The sequence below is a fragment of the Xanthomarina sp. genome (genome assembly GCF_035306705.1).
Taxonomy (GTDB): domain Bacteria; phylum Bacteroidota; class Bacteroidia; order Flavobacteriales; family Flavobacteriaceae; genus Xanthomarina.
The window spans coordinates 1-18,335 of sequence record NZ_DATGNO010000139.1 but is presented as its reverse complement, the minus strand read 5'-3'; the positions used below and the strand labels follow the sequence as shown (position 1 = coordinate 18,335).

The 18,335-nt window shown below is 33.1% G+C and carries 21 protein-coding genes; 6 read left to right on the top strand and 15 right to left on the bottom strand.

Annotated features, from left to right (window positions below):
* Positions 1–21: 21 nt before the first annotated feature.
* The 6 genes from accC to pdxA all read right to left on the bottom strand — a co-directional run bounded on the left by accC (position 22) and on the right by pdxA (position 5,062).
* Positions 22–1,374 carry an acetyl-CoA carboxylase biotin carboxylase subunit gene (gene accC / locus VKY47_RS11320; RefSeq protein ID WP_324312918.1) on the bottom strand — a complete coding sequence of 451 codons (1,353 nt, stop codon included), beginning with the start codon at positions 1,372–1,374 and terminating at the stop codon, positions 22–24.
* Between the two features lie 122 nt (positions 1,375–1,496).
* Positions 1,497–1,979 (bottom strand): acetyl-CoA carboxylase biotin carboxyl carrier protein, encoded by a 483-nt coding sequence (accB, locus tag VKY47_RS11315; protein WP_324312900.1) that lies wholly within the window; start codon positions 1,977–1,979, stop codon positions 1,497–1,499.
* 32 nt (positions 1,980–2,011) lie between these two features.
* Complete coding sequence (locus tag VKY47_RS11310; RefSeq protein WP_324312899.1) at positions 2,012–3,007, bottom strand: beta-ketoacyl-ACP synthase III; 996 nt, start codon at positions 3,005–3,007, stop codon at positions 2,012–2,014.
* Between the two features lie 180 nt (positions 3,008–3,187).
* On the bottom strand, positions 3,188–3,391 hold the full coding sequence (gene rpmF, locus VKY47_RS11305; protein ID WP_007647175.1) for a 50S ribosomal protein L32: 204 nt from the start codon (positions 3,389–3,391) through the stop codon (positions 3,188–3,190).
* A 10-nt stretch (positions 3,392–3,401) separates the two neighbouring features.
* On the bottom strand, positions 3,402–3,941 hold the full coding sequence (locus VKY47_RS11300) for a YceD family protein (RefSeq protein WP_324312893.1): 540 nt from the start codon (positions 3,939–3,941) through the stop codon (positions 3,402–3,404).
* A 74-nt stretch (positions 3,942–4,015) separates the two neighbouring features.
* Positions 4,016–5,062 (bottom strand): 4-hydroxythreonine-4-phosphate dehydrogenase PdxA, encoded by a 1,047-nt coding sequence (gene pdxA / locus VKY47_RS11295; RefSeq protein ID WP_324312891.1) that lies wholly within the window; start codon positions 5,060–5,062, stop codon positions 4,016–4,018.
* A gap of 62 nt (positions 5,063–5,124) precedes the next feature.
* On the opposite strand from pdxA, the gene VKY47_RS11290 reads away from it, so the two are divergent.
* On the top strand, positions 5,125–5,712 hold the full coding sequence (locus tag VKY47_RS11290) for a riboflavin synthase (RefSeq protein ID WP_324312889.1): 588 nt from the start codon (positions 5,125–5,127) through the stop codon (positions 5,710–5,712).
* Here the strand turns inward: VKY47_RS11290 and VKY47_RS11285 are convergent.
* The 3 genes from VKY47_RS11285 to VKY47_RS11275 all read right to left on the bottom strand — a co-directional run bounded on the left by VKY47_RS11285 (position 5,709) and on the right by VKY47_RS11275 (position 7,940).
* The gene (locus tag VKY47_RS11285; protein ID WP_324312888.1) at positions 5,709–6,089 is read right to left on the bottom strand and encodes a hypothetical protein; all 381 of its coding nucleotides are present in this window, start codon (positions 6,087–6,089) and stop codon (positions 5,709–5,711) included. The two genes, VKY47_RS11290 and VKY47_RS11285, sit on opposite strands and share 4 nt — an antisense overlap.
* 185 nt (positions 6,090–6,274) lie before the next feature.
* A complete protein-coding gene (locus tag VKY47_RS11280; protein WP_324312916.1) occupies positions 6,275–7,255 on the bottom strand; it encodes a glycosyltransferase family 9 protein in 981 nt (326 codons plus the stop codon).
* Between the two features lie 76 nt (positions 7,256–7,331).
* Entirely contained in the window at positions 7,332–7,940 is a 609-nt protein-coding gene (locus tag VKY47_RS11275; RefSeq protein ID WP_324312887.1) for a DUF4254 domain-containing protein, read from the bottom strand.
* Between the two features lie 160 nt (positions 7,941–8,100).
* Between VKY47_RS11275 and upp the strand changes: the two genes are divergently transcribed.
* The gene (upp, locus tag VKY47_RS11270) at positions 8,101–8,760 is read left to right on the top strand and encodes a uracil phosphoribosyltransferase (RefSeq protein WP_324312885.1); all 660 of its coding nucleotides are present in this window, start codon (positions 8,101–8,103) and stop codon (positions 8,758–8,760) included.
* Here the strand turns inward: upp and VKY47_RS11265 are convergent.
* Entirely contained in the window at positions 8,749–9,675 is a 927-nt protein-coding gene (locus VKY47_RS11265; RefSeq protein WP_324312883.1) for a DUF6427 family protein, read from the bottom strand. The genes upp and VKY47_RS11265 overlap by 12 nt on opposite strands.
* A 164-nt stretch (positions 9,676–9,839) precedes the next feature.
* Here VKY47_RS11265 and VKY47_RS11260 point away from each other — a divergent pair, with 164 nt between their 5' ends.
* A complete protein-coding gene (locus tag VKY47_RS11260; protein WP_324312882.1) occupies positions 9,840–10,067 on the top strand; it encodes a DUF6341 family protein in 228 nt (75 codons plus the stop codon).
* On the opposite strand, the gene purD is transcribed toward VKY47_RS11260, so the two are convergent.
* Entirely contained in the window at positions 10,062–11,333 is a 1,272-nt protein-coding gene (gene purD / locus VKY47_RS11255; protein WP_324312881.1) for a phosphoribosylamine--glycine ligase, read from the bottom strand. The two genes, VKY47_RS11260 and purD, sit on opposite strands and share 6 nt — an antisense overlap.
* Before the next feature lie 89 nt (positions 11,334–11,422).
* Here purD and VKY47_RS11250 point away from each other — a divergent pair, with 89 nt between their 5' ends.
* The 3 genes from VKY47_RS11250 to VKY47_RS11240 are packed head-to-tail and all read left to right on the top strand — an operon-like array spanning position 11,423 to position 14,084.
* Positions 11,423–12,742, top strand: a complete 1,320-nt coding sequence (locus VKY47_RS11250) for a phenylacetate--CoA ligase family protein (protein ID WP_324312879.1) — start codon at positions 11,423–11,425, stop codon at positions 12,740–12,742.
* Between the two features lie 2 nt (positions 12,743–12,744).
* Positions 12,745–12,921 (top strand): hypothetical protein, encoded by a 177-nt coding sequence (locus VKY47_RS11245; RefSeq protein ID WP_324312877.1) that lies wholly within the window; start codon positions 12,745–12,747, stop codon positions 12,919–12,921.
* Positions 12,921–14,084: a glycosyltransferase family 4 protein gene (locus tag VKY47_RS11240; RefSeq protein ID WP_324312875.1), complete on the top strand. Its 1,164-nt coding sequence runs from the start codon at positions 12,921–12,923 to the stop codon at positions 14,082–14,084. The genes VKY47_RS11245 and VKY47_RS11240 overlap by 1 nt, the downstream gene beginning before the upstream one ends.
* Here the strand turns inward: VKY47_RS11240 and VKY47_RS11235 are convergent.
* From VKY47_RS11235 to VKY47_RS11220, 4 genes are all read right to left on the bottom strand, one after another.
* Complete coding sequence (locus tag VKY47_RS11235; RefSeq protein ID WP_324312873.1) at positions 14,081–15,439, bottom strand: undecaprenyl-phosphate glucose phosphotransferase; 1,359 nt, start codon at positions 15,437–15,439, stop codon at positions 14,081–14,083. The genes VKY47_RS11240 and VKY47_RS11235 overlap by 4 nt on opposite strands.
* Complete coding sequence (locus VKY47_RS11230; protein WP_324312871.1) at positions 15,439–16,425, bottom strand: UDP-glucuronic acid decarboxylase family protein; 987 nt, start codon at positions 16,423–16,425, stop codon at positions 15,439–15,441. The genes VKY47_RS11235 and VKY47_RS11230 overlap by 1 nt, the downstream gene beginning before the upstream one ends.
* Positions 16,426–16,438: 13 nt before the next feature.
* Positions 16,439–17,836 (bottom strand): UDP-glucose 6-dehydrogenase, encoded by a 1,398-nt coding sequence (locus VKY47_RS11225; protein WP_324312869.1) that lies wholly within the window; start codon positions 17,834–17,836, stop codon positions 16,439–16,441.
* A gap of 60 nt (positions 17,837–17,896) precedes the next feature.
* On the bottom strand, positions 17,897–18,335 hold a 439-nt coding region (locus VKY47_RS11220; RefSeq protein ID WP_324312868.1), incomplete at its 5' end, for a hypothetical protein.

The window sequence follows — 18,335 nt, the reverse complement described above, 5'->3', positions numbered from 1 at the left end:
ATGCAGGAGCTTTTAATATTTTTAATCTTCTTTCGGTTTTTCCATTACAAAATCTTCCATAAACTTCGTGGTATAATTTCCAGCTAAATAATCTGGATGATCCATTAATTGTCTATGGAAAGGTATGGTTGTTTTAATACCTTCAATCACGAATTCTTCTAAAGCACGTTTCATTTTATTAATAGCTTCTCCACGGGTTTGAGCTGTGGTAATAAGCTTAGCGATCATTGAATCGTAATATGGAGGAATAACATATCCAGCGTACACATGTGTGTCTAAACGCACGCCATGTCCACCTGGAGCATGCAGGGTTGTTATCCTTCCTGGCGATGGACGGAAATCGTTATATGGGTCTTCCGCATTAATTCGACATTCTATAGAGTGTAAATTAGGTGTATAATTTTTACCTGAAATTGGCACGCCAGCCGCAACAAGAATTTGCTCTCGAATTAAATCAAAATCGATTACTTGTTCTGTAATTGGATGTTCTACTTGAATACGTGTATTCATTTCCATGAAGTAGAAGTTTCTATGCTTATCAACAAGAAACTCAATGGTTCCAGCCCCTTCGTACTTAATATATTCAGCAGCTTTAACTGCAGCATCACCCATTTTTTTACGCAAAGCAGTTGTCATAAATGGGGAAGGTACTTCTTCTGTAAGTTTTTGGTGTCTTCTTTGAATGGAGCAATCTCTTTCTGAAAGATGACATGCTTTTCCATTAGAATCTCCTACAATTTGGATTTCAATATGTCTTGGTTCTTCAATAAGCTTTTCAATGTACATGTCGTCATTTCCAAAGGCCGCTTTAGCTTCTTGTCTGGCAGATTCCCAAGCTTCTTTTAGTTTTTCTGGTTTCCAAATGGCTCTCATCCCCTTTCCACCACCTCCAGCAGTAGCTTTAAGCATAACAGGATAGCCGGTTTCATTAGCTATTTTCACGCATTCTTCGAAGTTTTCAATAATTCCATCGCTTCCGGGAACGCAAGGCACTCCTGCCTCTTTCATGGTAGCTTTAGCCGAAGCTTTGTCCCCCATTTTATTGATCATTTCTGCTGAAGCGCCAATGAATTTAATTTTATGTTCTTCGCAAATTTTAGAAAACTTAGCGTTTTCCGACAAGAAACCATATCCTGGATGTATCGCATCTGCATTGGTAATTTCTGCAGCTGCAATAATATTGGACATTTTTAAATAAGATAAATTACTTGGTGGAGGTCCAATACAAACAGCTTCGTCCGCGAATTTAACATGTAAGCTTTCGGCATCGGCAGTAGAATATACAGCTACTGTTTTTATACCCATTTCTTTACAGGTTCTAATAACACGTAAGGCTATTTCCCCTCTATTGGCAATTAGTATTTTTTTAAACATCATTTTTGGTTTTAAAATTTCACCCCGATATATAAGGACGGAGTTTAAAATCCATATAATGGAATTTAATTCCTCCTATTTTCAGGCTGCCATTGGCTTCTGAAATATTTGGGATTAAATTGTTATGATGGATCAACTAAAAATAATGGCTGATCGAATTCTACAGGTGATGAATCGTCCACAAGCACTTTTACTACTTTTCCTGAAATTTCAGATTCTATTTCATTAAAAAGTTTCATGGCTTCAATAATACATAGAACATCTCCTTCTTTAATCATTTGGCCAACTTCAACAAAAACTGGTTTGTCTGGAGAAGGTTTACGATATAAAGTTCCTATTATAGGAGATTTTATTGTTATATATTTTGAATCTTCAGCAGCCACCTCAGCCGCAGCTGCTTCTGCAGCTCCCGCTTGGGCAACTGGTGCTTGTTGTGCAACTGGTGCTGTACCAACAGGTATTTGCTGTACATAAGTTGTAGTTTCATGTCTATCATCACTTCCTGTTTTGATAGTGATTTTCACGTCTTCTGTTTCCAATTTAACTTCACTTGCTCCTGATTTGGCAACAAATTTAATTAAGTTTTGAATGTCCTTTAAATCCATAATTTTAGATATTAAAATTTATTAGTAGTTAGTTAGGAGTTATAAGCCCATTTTAAATAAATAGAGCCCCAAGTGAATCCTCCTCCAAAAGCAGCGAAAATTAATTTATCGCCTTTTTTCAGTTGAGATTCGTAATCATTTAATAATAAAGGAATCGTTGCGGATGTCGTGTTTCCATATTTATGAATATTCATCATCACTTTTTCTTCCTCTAATTCTATTCTATTAGCCGTTGCATCAATAATACGCTTATTTGCTTGATGTGCAACTAACCAAGAAATATCTTTCACTGTTAAGTTATTCCTATCCAATATTTTTACAGCTACGTCGGCCATATTAAATACTGCATTTTTAAAAACAGTTTTCCCATCTTGAAAAATCTGATGTTTGTTATCTTTAATAGCTTCTGGAGTGGAAGGGTAAGACGAGCCACCATAAGTTGCTTGTAAAAACTCTCTTCCCGAACCGTCACTTCTTAAAAATTCGTCCTGTAAGCCTAAGCTTTCTTCGTTAGGTTCAAAAAGTACAGCACCGCCACCATCACCAAAAATAATGCAAGTTGCTCTGTCCGCATAATTAATCATAGAAGAGTTTTTATCCGCTCCTATTAAAAGTACCTTTTTATATTTTCCAGACTCAATATACCTAGCAGCTACAGACATGCCGTAAAGAAAACTTGAACATGCAGCCTCCAAGTCGAAAGAAAATGCATTTACTGCACCTATTTGAGTAGCAGTATAAGCCGAAGTTGAAGCGGCTTTCATATCTGGTGTTGCCGTAGCAACAATAACCAACTCTATATCCTTAGGGTTAACACCACTTTTGTCAATAAGATTCTGGGCCGCCTTTATTGCTAAATAAGAAGTGCCTTTCCCATCTTCCTTAAGAATTCTTCGTTCGCTTATCCCTGTTCTCGTGGTAATCCATTCATCATTAGTCTCAACCATGTCTTCTAACATTTTATTGGTTAACACGTAATCTGGAACATACCCACCGACAGCTGTAATTGCAGCTGAGATTTTACTCATAGTTTATAAAGTTATTTGATTCCAAAATTATTACAAAATGAATCAAATTTTCTAAAAAAGTATAAAAACTATTCATTATGGATTAATTTAATGCAAATTAAGTCGTTTTTGACTTCTATAAAAATTTAAAACAAAAAAAACGCTCACAAGTGAGCGTTTTATTGTATGCGTGCATAGTATTTATGCTAAATTTTCTTCCACTTCTGAGTTATCTATAAGAACTTGTCCTCTATAATATAACTTACCTTCATGCCAATGAGCTCTATGGTACAAGTGTGCTTCTCCTGTTGTAGGACACGTAGCAATTTGAGGTGCTGTTGCTTTATAATGTGTTCTTCTTTTATCTCTTCTTGTTTTTGAGATTTTTCTTTTAGGATGTGCCATTTTTTATATTTTATTTATCCGTTAATAGTTTCTTTAATGTATTCCAACGAGGATCAATGTCCTCTTCAGTTTCTTTATTTTCTTTAAGCTTTGGGCTTAATTCTTCTAGTTTTTTGAGTATTTCTGAGTTTAATGTTCCGTCTTCAACACCTGGATGCACTCTTTTGGTTGGTACAGAAAGTACGATAAGCTCATAAATATATTGTTGAATATTAATTTCATAATCGCCATGAGGCAAAATTAATATATCAATCTCTTCATCATTATATTCGTCTCCAAAATTTACTACCAGGTTAAAGTGGTTTGTAATTTCTTGATCGAACGCTTCATTTGTTAAATCACAATTAATATTTACCGATCCTGAAATATTGAAATCCAATTCTAACAAGGTTGATTTTTTGTCCAGAATAACTTCAACATTTACCGAAGAATTATTAAACTCCTCGTACTCAAAATGTTCAAAGAACGCTTTATTAATTTGATACTCAAAATGATGCTTTCCTAGTTTTAATCCTACAAATGGAATTGTAAACTCTTTTAATTGCTTCATTTTCGCATTTAATTTAAGCCTGCAAATATAACAAATATTTATTTACACACAGCAACTTATAAACATTTTTTTGTTTATATCTTTTTTTGCCTGGTTTTTAGCATGTTTTCGGTTAGTTCTTCAAATTCCTTTCTATTTTTATAGATTTGAATGGCTGTAAAAACAGCTTCTTTAAATGAGCTCTCATCAGCCTCACCTTTTCCAGCAATTTCATAGGCTGTGCCATGATCTGGTGAGGTTCTAATTTTACTTAATCCAGCAGTAAAATTTACACCTTTACCAAAGGCAAGCGTTTTAAAAGGTATTAATCCTTGGTCGTGATAGGCAGCAACGATAGCGTCGAAGTTTTTATAGTTCTTAGATCCAAAAAAGCTATCTGCAGCATATGGTCCATAAACTAATTTTCCTTTTTTCCTGATTTCATCTAACGTTGGTCTAAGAATTTCATCATCTTCTTTTCCAATAACACCATTGTCACCAGAATGTGGATTGATTCCTAAAACGGCTACTTTAGGCTTTCTTATTTTAAAGTCCTTTTCAAGAGAGGTATAAATTATCTCCAGTTTGTCTTTAATTAACTTTTTGGTAATGTGTTCTGAAACATCTTTTACCGGCACATGATCTGTAAGCAATCCTACCCTTAAATCATCAGAAACCATAAACATTAAACTCGTGCCTTCCAGTTCTTTGGCCAAGTAATCTGTATGGCCCGGGAAATTAAACTCTTCAGATTGGATGTTATGTTTGTTTATTGGAGCCGTTACCAATACATCTATAGAACCATCTTTTAAAGCTGCCGTAGCTGCTTGTAAGGATTTTATGGCATATTGACCGATTTCAGGGTCTTCTTTGCCAAATTCAATATTACATCTGTCGTTCCAAACATTATAAACATTTAATTTACCTGGAATAACTTGATTGAAACTATTAATGCCATTAAAATTCAGTTTAAGATCAAAATGCTTGTTAAAAAAACTAATGGTTTTAACCGACGCAAAAATTACAGGTGTAAAAAACTCCAGCATTCTCGGGTCTTCAAGTGTTTTCAAAACTATTTCACCACCAATGCCATTTAAGTCTCCTATAGATATCCCTACAATTATATTTTCTTCGTTCTTCATTAAATAAGATAACTTTTGTTCGTAATTTTACACTTGCAAATTTAACTAAATATTCGACAAATATGTTTACCGGGATCATTGAAAGTGAAGGAATAATTAAAGATTTAAAAAAAGAATTGAATAACCTTCATATTACTGTGGCTTGCGATTTCACGAACGAGCTAAAAATAGACCAAAGTGTGGCTCATAACGGCGTTTGTTTAACGGTAGTAGATATTACAGGAAATGAATATACTGTAACCGCCATTGAGGAAACATTAAAGAAAACAAATTTAAGCCAACTCAAAATTAACGATCCTGTAAATTTGGAACGAGGCATGAAACTTGGAGACCGACTTGATGGACATATAGTTCAAGGACATGTGGATCAAACCGCTATTTGTACCCATATTGAAAATGAAGAAGGGAGTTGGAAATTCACCTTTCAATACGATTCCGAATGGAACAACATAACTATTGAAAAAGGCTCAATAACTGTTAATGGCGTAAGTTTAACTGTGGTAGATTCTAAAAAAGACAGCTTTAGCGTGGCGATTATTCCATACACTTATGAACACACAAACTTTAAACACTTTAAACAGGGAACTATAGTAAATTTAGAATTTGACGTGATTGGAAAATACGTAAGTAGACTGATGAGCCTAAATTAACGCTTCAATAATTTTTTTACACCTATAACTATACCGATAAACAATCCTGCAAGGATTCCTCCATCAATAGGAAGCCCCGGTGGTGGTGGTGGCGCAGGTGGTGGTGGCATTCCACTTTGAGCAACACAAACAAAACTTATTAATACAAATAAGATTGAGGCAAACATTTTTTTGTTTTGTATCTTCATTAGTTTGTAAATGTATAAAAAAAAGTGACGCGTCAAAATAAAAAAGACAAAGGCCCTTATAAAACGCAATAAATATCGATAAATTGCGAGATACATGAGATTTAATCTGTTTTTTATTTTAGCAAATGCCGTTTTTTTTATAGTAAGTTCAACAATTTTTATTAGGTAGCTTAGGAATTTAAATTCCAAAGCTGGATTTAAATATAATAGAAATTTGTGTAATTACAACCTAAAGCTATTTAATATTTATTTTAAGTAAATAATTTTCTTTAGTTCCCAAAATCTTAGATTTTATTTTTTTATTAAATTCTTAATAGTAAAACGAATGTTGAAAGCATTTTTCATTGAAAGTTTAACGTGAATTACTACTTTAATTAACTGTTTAAAACGGAATCTATTTTTGCTACAATCAGATTTGGATCTATACTTCTTGATACGTCTTGGTAGCCATTAGGGAATTTATTTCCATAAATGGAAGTAGGAATTAATGGAAATTTGGTTCGATTTGATAGAATAGCAAAATCCTCTGGTTGGTTAAAAGGTGCAAAGCCAGCAAACGGATGCGTAACTCCCCAAATAGTAAGTACTTTAACACCCAACATGGCTGCCATATGCGCATTTCCAGAATCCATGGAAAGCATGATGTCCAAATTAGAAATAACATCTAATTCTTCAGTTAAAGTTAATTTCCCAGCAAGATTGGCGACGTTTTTATATTTATTTTGAATTCTATCAAGGATTTCAATCTCATGCTCTCCTCCACCAAACAATAATATTTTATAGGTTTTAGAAAGAATTTCTATCACTTTCTCCATTAAATCCAAGGGATACATTTTACTCTCGTGAGCTGCAAAAGGAGCAATTCCAATCCACTTTTTTGAATCCGTTTGTAGATATGAAATAGTTTTAGAGTTTAACTCAACTCGTTTTGGAAAACAGGGATTTGATACATCTAAAGGGAAACCTAGTTTTCTAAAAACATCGGCATAGCGTTCGTGAGTTGTTTTAAGTTGTTGGAAAGATTTCCCTGTAATCAAGGCTTTCTTTTCTGCTCTACCTTTATCTATTTGGAAAAAGGGTTTTTCTTTGAAGAACATTTTTAAAATACGCGTTCTTAACACATTATGCAAATCTAAAACGGCATCAATATGAAGTTCCTTTAATTCTTTAGAGAGTTTATAAAGTCCTATAACTCCTTTGTGCCTTCCCTTTAAATCGGCCGGAAAAACGCTTACATTGTTTAAATCTCTAAAAAATGGTGTAAAAAACTCTCTAGTTAAAACGGTTAGCTTCACCTCGGGATGCTGCATGGTAAATGCCTTTAAAACGGGAACCATCATAGCAACGTCTCCCATGGCTGAGAGACGGATTACTAGGATGTGTTTTGGTTGTGGCACCTTAACTAAGATGAGATTCCTGCCTACGCAGAAATTATTTTTGCGAACGAAGTACTGGATTCAACTCGTCGTCGTTGTACATTTTCATTTGTTTGTAGACTTTCATGTACTTCTCGCCTTTTTCAATATCGCTTAACAAAGTATCAATCGCAGTCGATAAGTCCACACGTTGTTCTAACAGTACATCTAATTTCTTTTTACAAGCTACCAAATGAGCCTCAGATGCGTCTGTGCGTGTTGCTTCTTCGTTCATATGATAGACTTTTAATGCTAAAATAGACAATCTATCAATTCCCCAAGCAGGACTTTCCGTATTGATGGTTGCATCCGCTTTTGGAGTTATGTTTTTATATTTCTCAAGAAAGTAACTATCAATATATTCAACCATATCCGTTCTATCCTGATTGGAAGCATCGATCTGACGTTTCAATTTTAAAGCAGCTACAGGATCTATTTGTGGATCACGAATAATATCTTCGTAATGCCACTGAACCGTATCAATCCAACTTTTTCTATAGAGTAAATGTTCTAGTAAATTCTTCTCTTTGTTATATGGATTATCAAAAGATTGATCGACCGTATTTATAACATGATATTTTTCGATAACATCTTGGAAGATTTTATTGGCTTTGTCTGTAAACATGATATTTATTTTTAAAACACAAACCTACATATTTTTTAGCAAAATATGTTTTAATGCCTAAGGAATGTAGATTCACATTTGCATTATTATTAAAATAAAATTACAAACGTAAATATAAGTCTAATTAATTAACTTTACCACCTCAACAATAAAGTCCATTATGCACATTCATAACTTTTCCAATCAACGAACTATCTTAAATACCTTCATCGCTGAAATGCGAGATGTTAACATTCAAAAGGACAGTATGCGCTTTCGAAGAAACATAGAGCGTATAGGTGAAATTCTAGGTTACGAATTGAGCAAGACATTGAATTACAAACCAACAACAATTAAAACTCCTTTGGGAGTTTGCGAGATTGAAAAAATAGATAATGATATTGTACTTTGTTCTATTTTAAGAGCTGGAGTCCCGTTGCACGATGGTTTATTGAATTATTTTGATAAAGCTGAAAACGCCTTTATTTCGGCCTACAGACATCATAAAGAAAAACCCGAGAATTTTGAGATAATAGTCGAATATTTAGCGTGCCCAAATTTAGAAAACAAGACTTTAATTTTAGCAGATCCTATGTTGGCAACAGGACAATCCATGGTTGCTACTTTTGAAGCGTTAAAACCTTTTGGAACCCCTAAAAACATCCATTTAGTTAGTGTAATTGCTGCTCAACAAGGAATCGATTTTGTTAAAAAACACTTTGAAAAAGACACTCATTTATGGGTTGCAACTGTAGATGAAAAACTTAACGAAAAAGGATATATCATCCCTGGTTTAGGTGATGCAGGAGATTTGGCCTTTGGCGAAAAACTACAGAACTAAGTTAATAACCGGTACAAGAATAAGTAACCAAATTAAAATTTCCTTAAACCATTTTTCAGAAATAATCTCTAAATAATTTGCCATAATAATTGACATAGGAGCAAATAAAAATATAAATTCCGCCCCTGTTTTTTGTGGAGAAATAACAACAATGGCAATCGCTATTAATGCCGCCAAAAGCACTAATAAATATGAAGGTTTATAGCTTTTTGTTTTAGATTTTATTCGGATAATATAAAAAAAGACGGCCCACACAAAATACGATAAAATAACCGTTGATGAGACAATAATCTGATTGGCGTTTAAGGGACTAAAATCGAAACTAATATCTGTATTGATATTAGAAAGGTAGGTTTCAATATCTGTGTTTGTAAGCAATAAAAAACTAACAGTCAAGACCACTACGGTTAAGGCGCCTACAAACGGAATAATCCAGTTTTTAACATCTGCAACAGCATACAATAAAAGTGCGGCAAAAAGTAAAATAAAATAGAGAGAGGCCCAAAAACAAAGCAGGGAGGCCATGCCTATCCAGAAGGCCGCATCAAACACTTTTTTATTGATAAATATTTTAGATCGGATACTAATTATACGTCTTAAAGCAAAAAGAATAAATAAATTGGCTATTAATAACTTCGAGTCCATAAACGTTTGTGGCATCAATACCATAAACAAACTAAAAAACAATATTTTGTAGCTATTGCTTTTGGTAAGATCGTTTTTTCCGGATAGGAAATCGAAAACGAAAATTGAAAAAAAACAAACTCCAAAAAGCAGAATTTGCTTGACAATGAGAAAGAAATCAACGGTTTCCTTTATATTATAAACTTTAGTTAAAGTAAAAGCAATAAATAATAACAACGTAACAACTACAAAATGTATGGGTTTTGCCTTACTAAAAAAACTAGAAATCATATATTGATTTGTTTAAACATTCCTTCTGAAATTCATATTTAAAAGTAAATTACTAACTTTCTTTTCTATTTATTCCGCTTTAAATTGAAAAAATATGTAATTTTGTAAGGTAAATATATTGATAATACCTCATACACTCTTAACGAGTATAAAATTTATATAAAATGAAAGACTTTTTTTACGCCATTGGAGATTTATTTACTAATGTATTATTAACTCCATTTGATGCCTTAAGAGCTTTAGAGCTTGATAGTTGGTTTGCCGCAAATATCGTTTCATGGTTACTTATCCTTATTGGATTTGTAGCATTTTTATACTGGATGAAACAATTAAAGGGCTATAACGATATTAATGATGATGATAAAAGCATTACATCGCATTCATACCTATAAATCAAATCCAATATCTTTTCGATAATTCATCTTATCAAAATGTAGTTTTTCTATGTTTTGATAAGATTTTTTTATGGCCTCTTGATAAGTGTCTCCAAAAGAAGTTATGGCCATAACACGTCCACCAGAGGTTACAATCTTTCCATCTTTATTGATGGCTCCTGCATGAAACGCAATAGAATCTGTAACCAGATTTAAACCTGTAATTTCCATGCCTTTTTCATAGGCTTCTGGATAACCACCTGATACCAACATTACAGTTGTTGCCGCACGAGGGTCTATCTCAATTTCTATTTTATCTAAAGTTTGATTAGCTATGGCTTGAAAGATTTCAACTAAATCATTTTTTAATCTAGGCAAAACCACTTCCGTTTCAGGATCTCCCATTCTTACATTATACTCAATCACTTTTGGGTCTTCTCCTACTTTAATAAGTCCAATAAATACAAAACCTTTATAAGGAAGCTTATCCTTTTTTAAACCTTCAATGGTTGGTTTTACTATGCGCTCTTCAATTTTATTTAAAAAAGTGTCAGTAGCAAAAGGTACTGGAGAAACAGCTCCCATACCTCCCGTATTTAAACCTGTATCACCGTCGCCAATTCTTTTGTAGTCTTTTGCAGTAGGCAATATTTTATAATTTTTCCCATCTGATAATACAAAACAACTTAATTCAATACCATTTAAAAACTCTTCAATAACCACTTTGTTGCTGGCTTCACCAAATTTAGCATCTACCAACATGCTTTTTAGTTCGGTTTTAGCTTCGTTTAAATCGTTTAAAATCAACACTCCTTTTCCGGCGGCCAAACCATCTGCTTTTAGTACGTATGGCGGATTTAAAGTTTCTAAAAACGCATAACCTTCTTCAACATTTGATGCATTAAAACTTTTATAAGCGGCTGTTGGAATATTATGACGTACTAAAAATTCTTTAGCAAACTCTTTACTTCCTTCTAATTCGGCAGCTGCCTTTTGAGGTCCAATAACCGATACATGTTTAATTTCATCATCGTTTAAAAAGAAATCATGGACTCCTAATACCAATGGATCTTCTGGTCCAACAACAACCATACTTATGTCATGCTCCAGAACAGCCTTTTTAATGGCTTGAAAATCTGTTACCTTAATTTCTAAATTTGTTGCAATTTCAGCTGTTCCAGAATTTCCAGGAGCTACATAAAGTGAATTACACAAAGGGCTTTGAGCCATTTTCCAAGCAAATGTATGCTCTCTACCACCAGAGCCAAGAATTAAAATGTTCATGTTATGAGTTGTTTGGCGCAAAAATAAAACTAATGCTTCGAATACACGAATTATTTTTGTTTACTTTACATAAAATATGTTTATCTATTTTGAATTTATTTGATCTCTCTTTAAAACTAAGTGGCTTTCCTATTAAGAAGGCTGAACTCGTTCTTCGGGATATCCAGAATAAAACTGAAACAGATTTTGAAGCTTATATCGAGGAGAAGAAACAAGCTATTGTTAAACATCATCTAAAACAGACTCCTTTTTATAAAAACTTAGCAAATAAGGCAGATCCTATGGATTGGAATTCCATTCCAATTATGACCAAAAGTGATTTACAACAACCTTTAAACAACAGATTATCCACAAACTTTTCTCCTAAAAATGTGTATATCAATAAAACCTCTGGCTCGTCTGGGAATCCATTTATTTTTGCCAAAGACAAGTTTTGTCATGCCTTAACATGGGCCCTTATTAAAGATAGGTTTGGTTGGTATGGTTTAGATTTTAACAATTCCAAACAAGCACGATTCTATGGCATTCCCTTAGACAAAAAAGGCTATTATAAAGAGCGTTTTAAAGATGCCTTAAGCAAACGTTATCGATTTTCGGTATTCGATTTAAGCGATGAAGCTCTTGGTGTTTGTTTAGAGAAATTTAAATCGGTTAAATTCGATTACATCAATGGATACACGAGTTCTATTGTACAATTTGCCAAGTATCTTCAGAAAGAAAACATACAATTAAATAAGGTTTGCTCTAGTTTAAAGGCTTGTGTGGTCACTTCTGAAATGCTCTTCGATGACGATAAAAAACTTATGGAATCGCAGTTTGGTATTCCTGTGATTAATGAATATGGTGCTTCAGAACTAGATATTATAGCCTTTCAAAATCCCGAAAATGAATGGCAAGTTACTAGTGAAACCCTCTTCGTGGAAATTTTAGACGAAAATAATCAGGTTTTACAAAATGGTGAAGAAGGTCGCATAGTTATCACCTCTTTTTACAACAAGGCACACCCGTTTATTAGATATGATATTGGAGATATTGGGATACTTTCTAAACAGAGCACAGTTAAAAAGCCCATTTTAGAAAAACTCATTGGAAGAACCAACGATATGGCTATTTTACCAAGTGGAAAAAAAGCTTCAGGTCTAACCTTTTACTATATTACCAAAAGTATTATTGAAGCCGATGGAAATGTGAAGGAATTTATAATAGAACAGCATAAAAAAGATACGTTTATTATAAAATATGTTAGCAATGAAACACTTTCTCCTGAAAAAATATCGCTGATTTCCAATGAAATGGAGCGTTATTTAGAAAAAGGGCTCTATATTCATTTTGAAAGACAAAATAGGTTACAACGTTCCAAAAGTGGTAAATTGAAGCAGTTTTCATCCCTATTAAAAGAAGCTGAATGATTATGACAATAGTTGCAGGCATACGACCACAGTCCATGGAAATTACTCCCACTATTGGGATGATTATACAAAAAACATCAAACTCTAGCAACCTAAGAAAAGAACAGATTCCACAGAATTGGAATGTAAAGATTGCAAAAGATATGAAATCTCATCTTTTAGAAATTTATAGTTTATAGTGAAGGACATTTTAATAATTACCAGTTATTTCCCACCAGAAATTGGGGCGGCATCCAACAGAATGTTTCACTTAGCTAAGGGGCTGCAAACCTTAGATTATAAGGTGTCCGTTATAACGCCTATGCCCAACTATCCCACAGGAAAAATTTTTCAGGAGTACAAAGGGAAATTTAAGTATAAACGTGTTGAAAACAAGATTACTATTTATAGACTATGGTTTTATGCTAGCAATTCTAAAAATAAATTCCTGCGTTTATTTGCCATGTTTTCTTATAGTTTTAGTCTGATTTGGTTTTTTATGTGGAACAAGATTCCCGAAACGGTTATTGTACAATCTCCACCCTTATTAGTTGCTTTTACTAACATGTTTTTTTTGCGTTCAAAAAAAAGAAAGCTCATTTTAAATGTTAGCGATTTATGGCCCATGGCTGGTTTAGAGCTTGGAGCTTTTAAAAAGAATTTAAGTTATAGGATGTTAGAAAAAATAGAGCGTTTCAATTATAGAAATGCCGATGTAGTTTTAGGTCAAAGTGAAGAGATTATTACACATATATCGACACTTTATCCAGATACTATTATTCAATTATATAGAAATTATCCAGATTTTGAGCCACCTAAAATAATAGATAAACTTCCTTCTGAAGGAAAAATAACATTGGTTTATGCCGGTTTGTTAGGCATGGCTCAAGGAATTTATAAACTATGTGAACAGCTTGATTATTCAAGATTGGAATTTCATATTTATGGAAATGGAGCAGAGAAAAGCAAAATTGAAAATTTTATTGTTAAAAACCCGGAATTACCAATAACTTATCATGGCGAGGTTACCAGAGATGAACTTCACAAAGAATTATTAAAATACGATATCACTGTTATTCCATTGTTCAACAGAATTTATGGTTCTGTACCATCTAAAATATTTGAATATGCAAGATTAGGCCTTCCTATGCTCTATTTTGGAGGTGGTGAAGGCGAGGATTTGGTCAAAACCTATAATTTAGGTTGGACAGCTCCAGCAGGGAATTATCAGGCTTTAAATGAATTAATAGCTACTATTGACAAACAATATTTAACTTTTGAAAACAAACAACGAATTAGAACTCTAGCTTTGGAGCAGTTCGATTTTAATAAACAGTTAAAAGAATTAAAGCTTTATATTTAATAAGCTTTTTCCTCGCCTTTAACAGCATTAAAAAAGGTTTTAACAATTATTTTAAGATCTAATAAAAGCGACCAGTTTTCGATATAAAATATGTCGTATTTAACTCGCCCAATAATATCTTTATCTGTTTCTACTTCCCCTCTATATCCTGTAATTTGGGCTAGTCCAGTAATTCCAGGTTTTACAAAATGCCTTACCATAAACTTATCTATTCTTTTGGCATACATATAAGTATGGCTGACCATGTGCGGTCTTGGACCAACTACGGACATGTCTCCAAAAAGAACATTAAAGAACTGTGGCAACTCATCGATACTAGTTTTTCTAATAAATCTTCCGACCTTAGTAACTCGTTGATCTCCTTTAGTTGCTTGATATAAATGCGCATCCTTATTGGGCATCATGGAGCGGAACTTATAACAATCGAATTCTTTGTAATTAAATCCATTTCTCGATTGTTTAAAAAACACAGGACCTTTAGACTCCAGTTTTATTAAAATAGCAATTATTGGGGTTAACCAGGATAATAGAAAAATAATGACCAAGGATGAAAATAAAATATCAAAAGATCTTTTTACAAACTGGTTTACAGAGTCTTCTAAAGGAATGTTTCTTAAAGATAAAATAGGAATATAGTCGTAGTATTCATACTTCAGTTTTTTAGAATGAATGTCTTTATTATCCGGTAAAAATTTGAGGATTTTAAGATTGTTATCTGCAAAATCTATTATTTTATGAATTTGTGAGTTGGACAGTTCGGAAATAGAACAGTATATTTCGTCTATAGATTCTTTATCAATAAAATTAAAACAAGCCTCCAGGCTGAATTTCTCCTTGTCCTTAGCATTAAAAGTCTTTTTATGTATATATCCATATTCTGGATTGTTGTTAAAGAAACTTTCTAGTACAGCTGTTTGTCTATTTTTACCTATTATAACCGTTATTCTATAGTTTCCTCCAAAAACAGTCCGATATTTTTGAAGTAGATAGTACAAAGCAAACTTAGAAAGACCTATTAAAAAAAGTGTTAATAATGTATATTTAAAAACTGTAAGGGGTTGTATATCCAGGTCGTGATTAAAGCCTGAGAATGCGAACATTAACAAAGTAAATAACGCAAATTGTTTTAAGAGTAAGGCGGCAATATTTATTTCTCTAGAATACCTGTAAACTTCATAAAATTTAGAATATATAGATAATACGACCCATGCTGTCGAAATTAACAAAACAAATTTTAATGAGTTTACTTCTTTAAAAAAATATAGCAAAGCCAAGCCATTAATTATACTTAAATCTATTAAGTAAGAAATGTGCTTTAAATATCCCGAATATCTCCCTTGTTTAAATGTCGTCACTATTTCTTTATATGCTTAGAAAAATCTTTATGCTCGCTTTTGTATAACTCATCTTCAGTTAAGCCTTTAAAATAATTAAAGGTTTTAAGCATACCCTCTTCCCTTCCTACCTTAGGTTCCCAATTTAGGAGTTTATTTGCTAATGATATATCTGGCTGTCTTTGTAAAGGGTCGTCTTTAGGAAGTTCCTTATAAACAATTTTCTGATTGGTACCTGTAAGTTTAATAATTTCCTCGGCAAAATCCTTGATCGTAATTTCGTGAGGATTTCCAATGTTTACGGGATAAGAGTAGTTACTAAACAGTAATTTATAAATTCCTTCAACCAAATCCGTAACATAACAAAAGGATCTAGTTTGTAAACCATTACCGAAAACAGTTAAATCTTCTCCTCTTAAAGCTTGCCCCATAAAAGCAGGGATAACACGTCCATCATTAAGTCTCATTCTCGGGCCATAGGTATTAAAAATGCGAACAATTCGTGTTTCTAAACCATGAAATCTATGGTATGCCATGGTAATCGATTCTTGGAAGCGCTTAGCTTCATCATAAACTCCTCTTGGTCCAATGGTGTTGACATTGCCATAATACTCTTCGGTTTGTGGATGAACTAAAGGGTCGCCATAAACCTCTGACGTAGAAGCTATTAAAATCCTGGCCTCCTTTGCTTTGGCAAGACCTAATAAATTATGGGTTCCTAAAGACCCCACTTTTAAGGTTTGGATAGGTATTTTCAAATAATCGATTGGACTGGCAGGAGAAGCAAAATGAAGGATGTAATCCAAATCATCTTCAATTTTAATAAACTCGGTAACATCGTGCTCAATAAATTGAAAATTAGGATGATTAAATAAATGACTGATATTTTTTTTATCGCCTGTAATAAAATTGTCCATTCCAATAACTTGGAATCCTTCATTAATAAATTTATCACATAAATGTGAGCCTAAAAAACCAGCAGCACCCGTAATTAATACTTTTTTCATCCTTATATGTCATTTAATTACCAGTTCCTATTTTATAATATACAAACCCAATATTTTCTAAATCCGTTTTGTTTAGAATCCCTCTCCCGTCAAAAATAAAAGCGGGTTTTTGCATACTCTTGTAAATTTTATTCCAATCGTAAGTTTTAAACTCGTCCCACTCCGTTAACACAGCAATAGCATGTGCGTTCTCACAAGCTTCATAAGGATCCTTTTTTACTTTTAAAAGTTTTCTATTTTCCTGGATAGATCTAGTGTCTAAAAACTCTAAATCTGCATAAATTCGTTCTTCAACGACCTTTGGATCAAAAACTGCTATTTCAGCTTGTTCATTTAATAAATTATCGGCCACTCTAATTGCCGCAGATTCCCGTGTATCATTGGTGTCCTTTTTAAAGGCCCAACCTAAAAACGCAATCTTTTTACCAGATACTGTATTGTAGAGTGTTTTTACAATATTATCTGAAAATCGTTGTTTTTGATGTTCATTCATTAGTATGACTTGTTCCCAATAATCTGCAACTTCATTTAAGCCATAGCTTTTTGCAATATATACAAGATTGAGAATGTCTTTTTGAAAACAAGAACCTCCAAAACCAACAGAGGCCTTTAGGAATTTTGGACCAATTCTACTATCCATACCTATAGCTTTGGATACTTCATTAACATCTGCTCCGGTTTTTTCACAAAGTTCGGACATGGCATTGATTGAAGATACACGTTGGGCTAAAAATGCGTTTGCTGTAAGTTTAGATAACTCAGACGACCACACATTGGTTGTTATTATACGTTCTTTAGGAACCCAATTGGCATAAATATCAACCAATACTTGAATGGCTTTTTCGCCTTCAGGAGTTGTATCGCCACCGATAAGAACTCTATCTGGGTTTAAAAGATCTTTAACAGCAGTACCTTCTGCTAAAAACTCAGGATTTGATAAAATTTGAAACGCCACATTGTTACCTGTATTGTCTAATATACTTTTTATTGCAGAAGCTGTACGTACTGGAAGCGTCGATTTTTCAACTATAATTTTGTCCTGTTTTGCAACTCTTGCTATTTGACGAGCACATAATTCGATATATTTTAAATCGGCAGCCATACCTTTACCTTTACCATACGTTTTGGTTGGCGTGTTTACAGAAATAAAGACCATTTCAGCTTCATCTATAGCTTTATCGACATCGGTTGAAAAAAAGAGATTTCTACCCCTGGTTTCTTTTACAATGTTATCTAATCCTGGCTCAAAAACCGGTAATTTATTTAAATCGTCATTATTCCATGCATTAATTCGTGCTTCATTGATGTCTACTACAGTAATTCTTATATGTGGACATTTTAGCGCAATGACTGCCATGGTAGGTCCGCCAACGTATCCGGCACCTATGCAGCAGATGTTTTGTATATTCATTTAAAATGCTTTAAAAAACAAAAATAAGGAAGTAATTTAATAAAAGACTAGTTTAATAATCTAAAATGCAGGGTACGTAATGTCTTTGTCCTTATGAAGTGCAAATAATATTAAAAACATGAGTATGGTTGATAATGGAATATATAAAAGATTCCCACTCAATATGGATAGTGATAGTATGGTTATAAAAAATGCTTTTGAAGTATTGCTTTTCACTAATTTCTTGCTTAATAAATAGAAAAAAACTAAATATCCTAATAATCCAATGATTCCGAAAAATAAAATAATGTCTAAAATTTGCAACTCTAATCTCACTTGTTGTAATTCAATTGCACCAATTAAATAACTGTAATTATATGATGATATTTCATTGAAAAGTTCTAAAGTATTGTCCGTTCTATATGAGAAAATTGCTGCGAATAAACCATCAGATTTAATCACGTCCTGAAATAGAGGTGTAAGAAACAACCCTACTACCAACCCAATAAAGATAATGGAT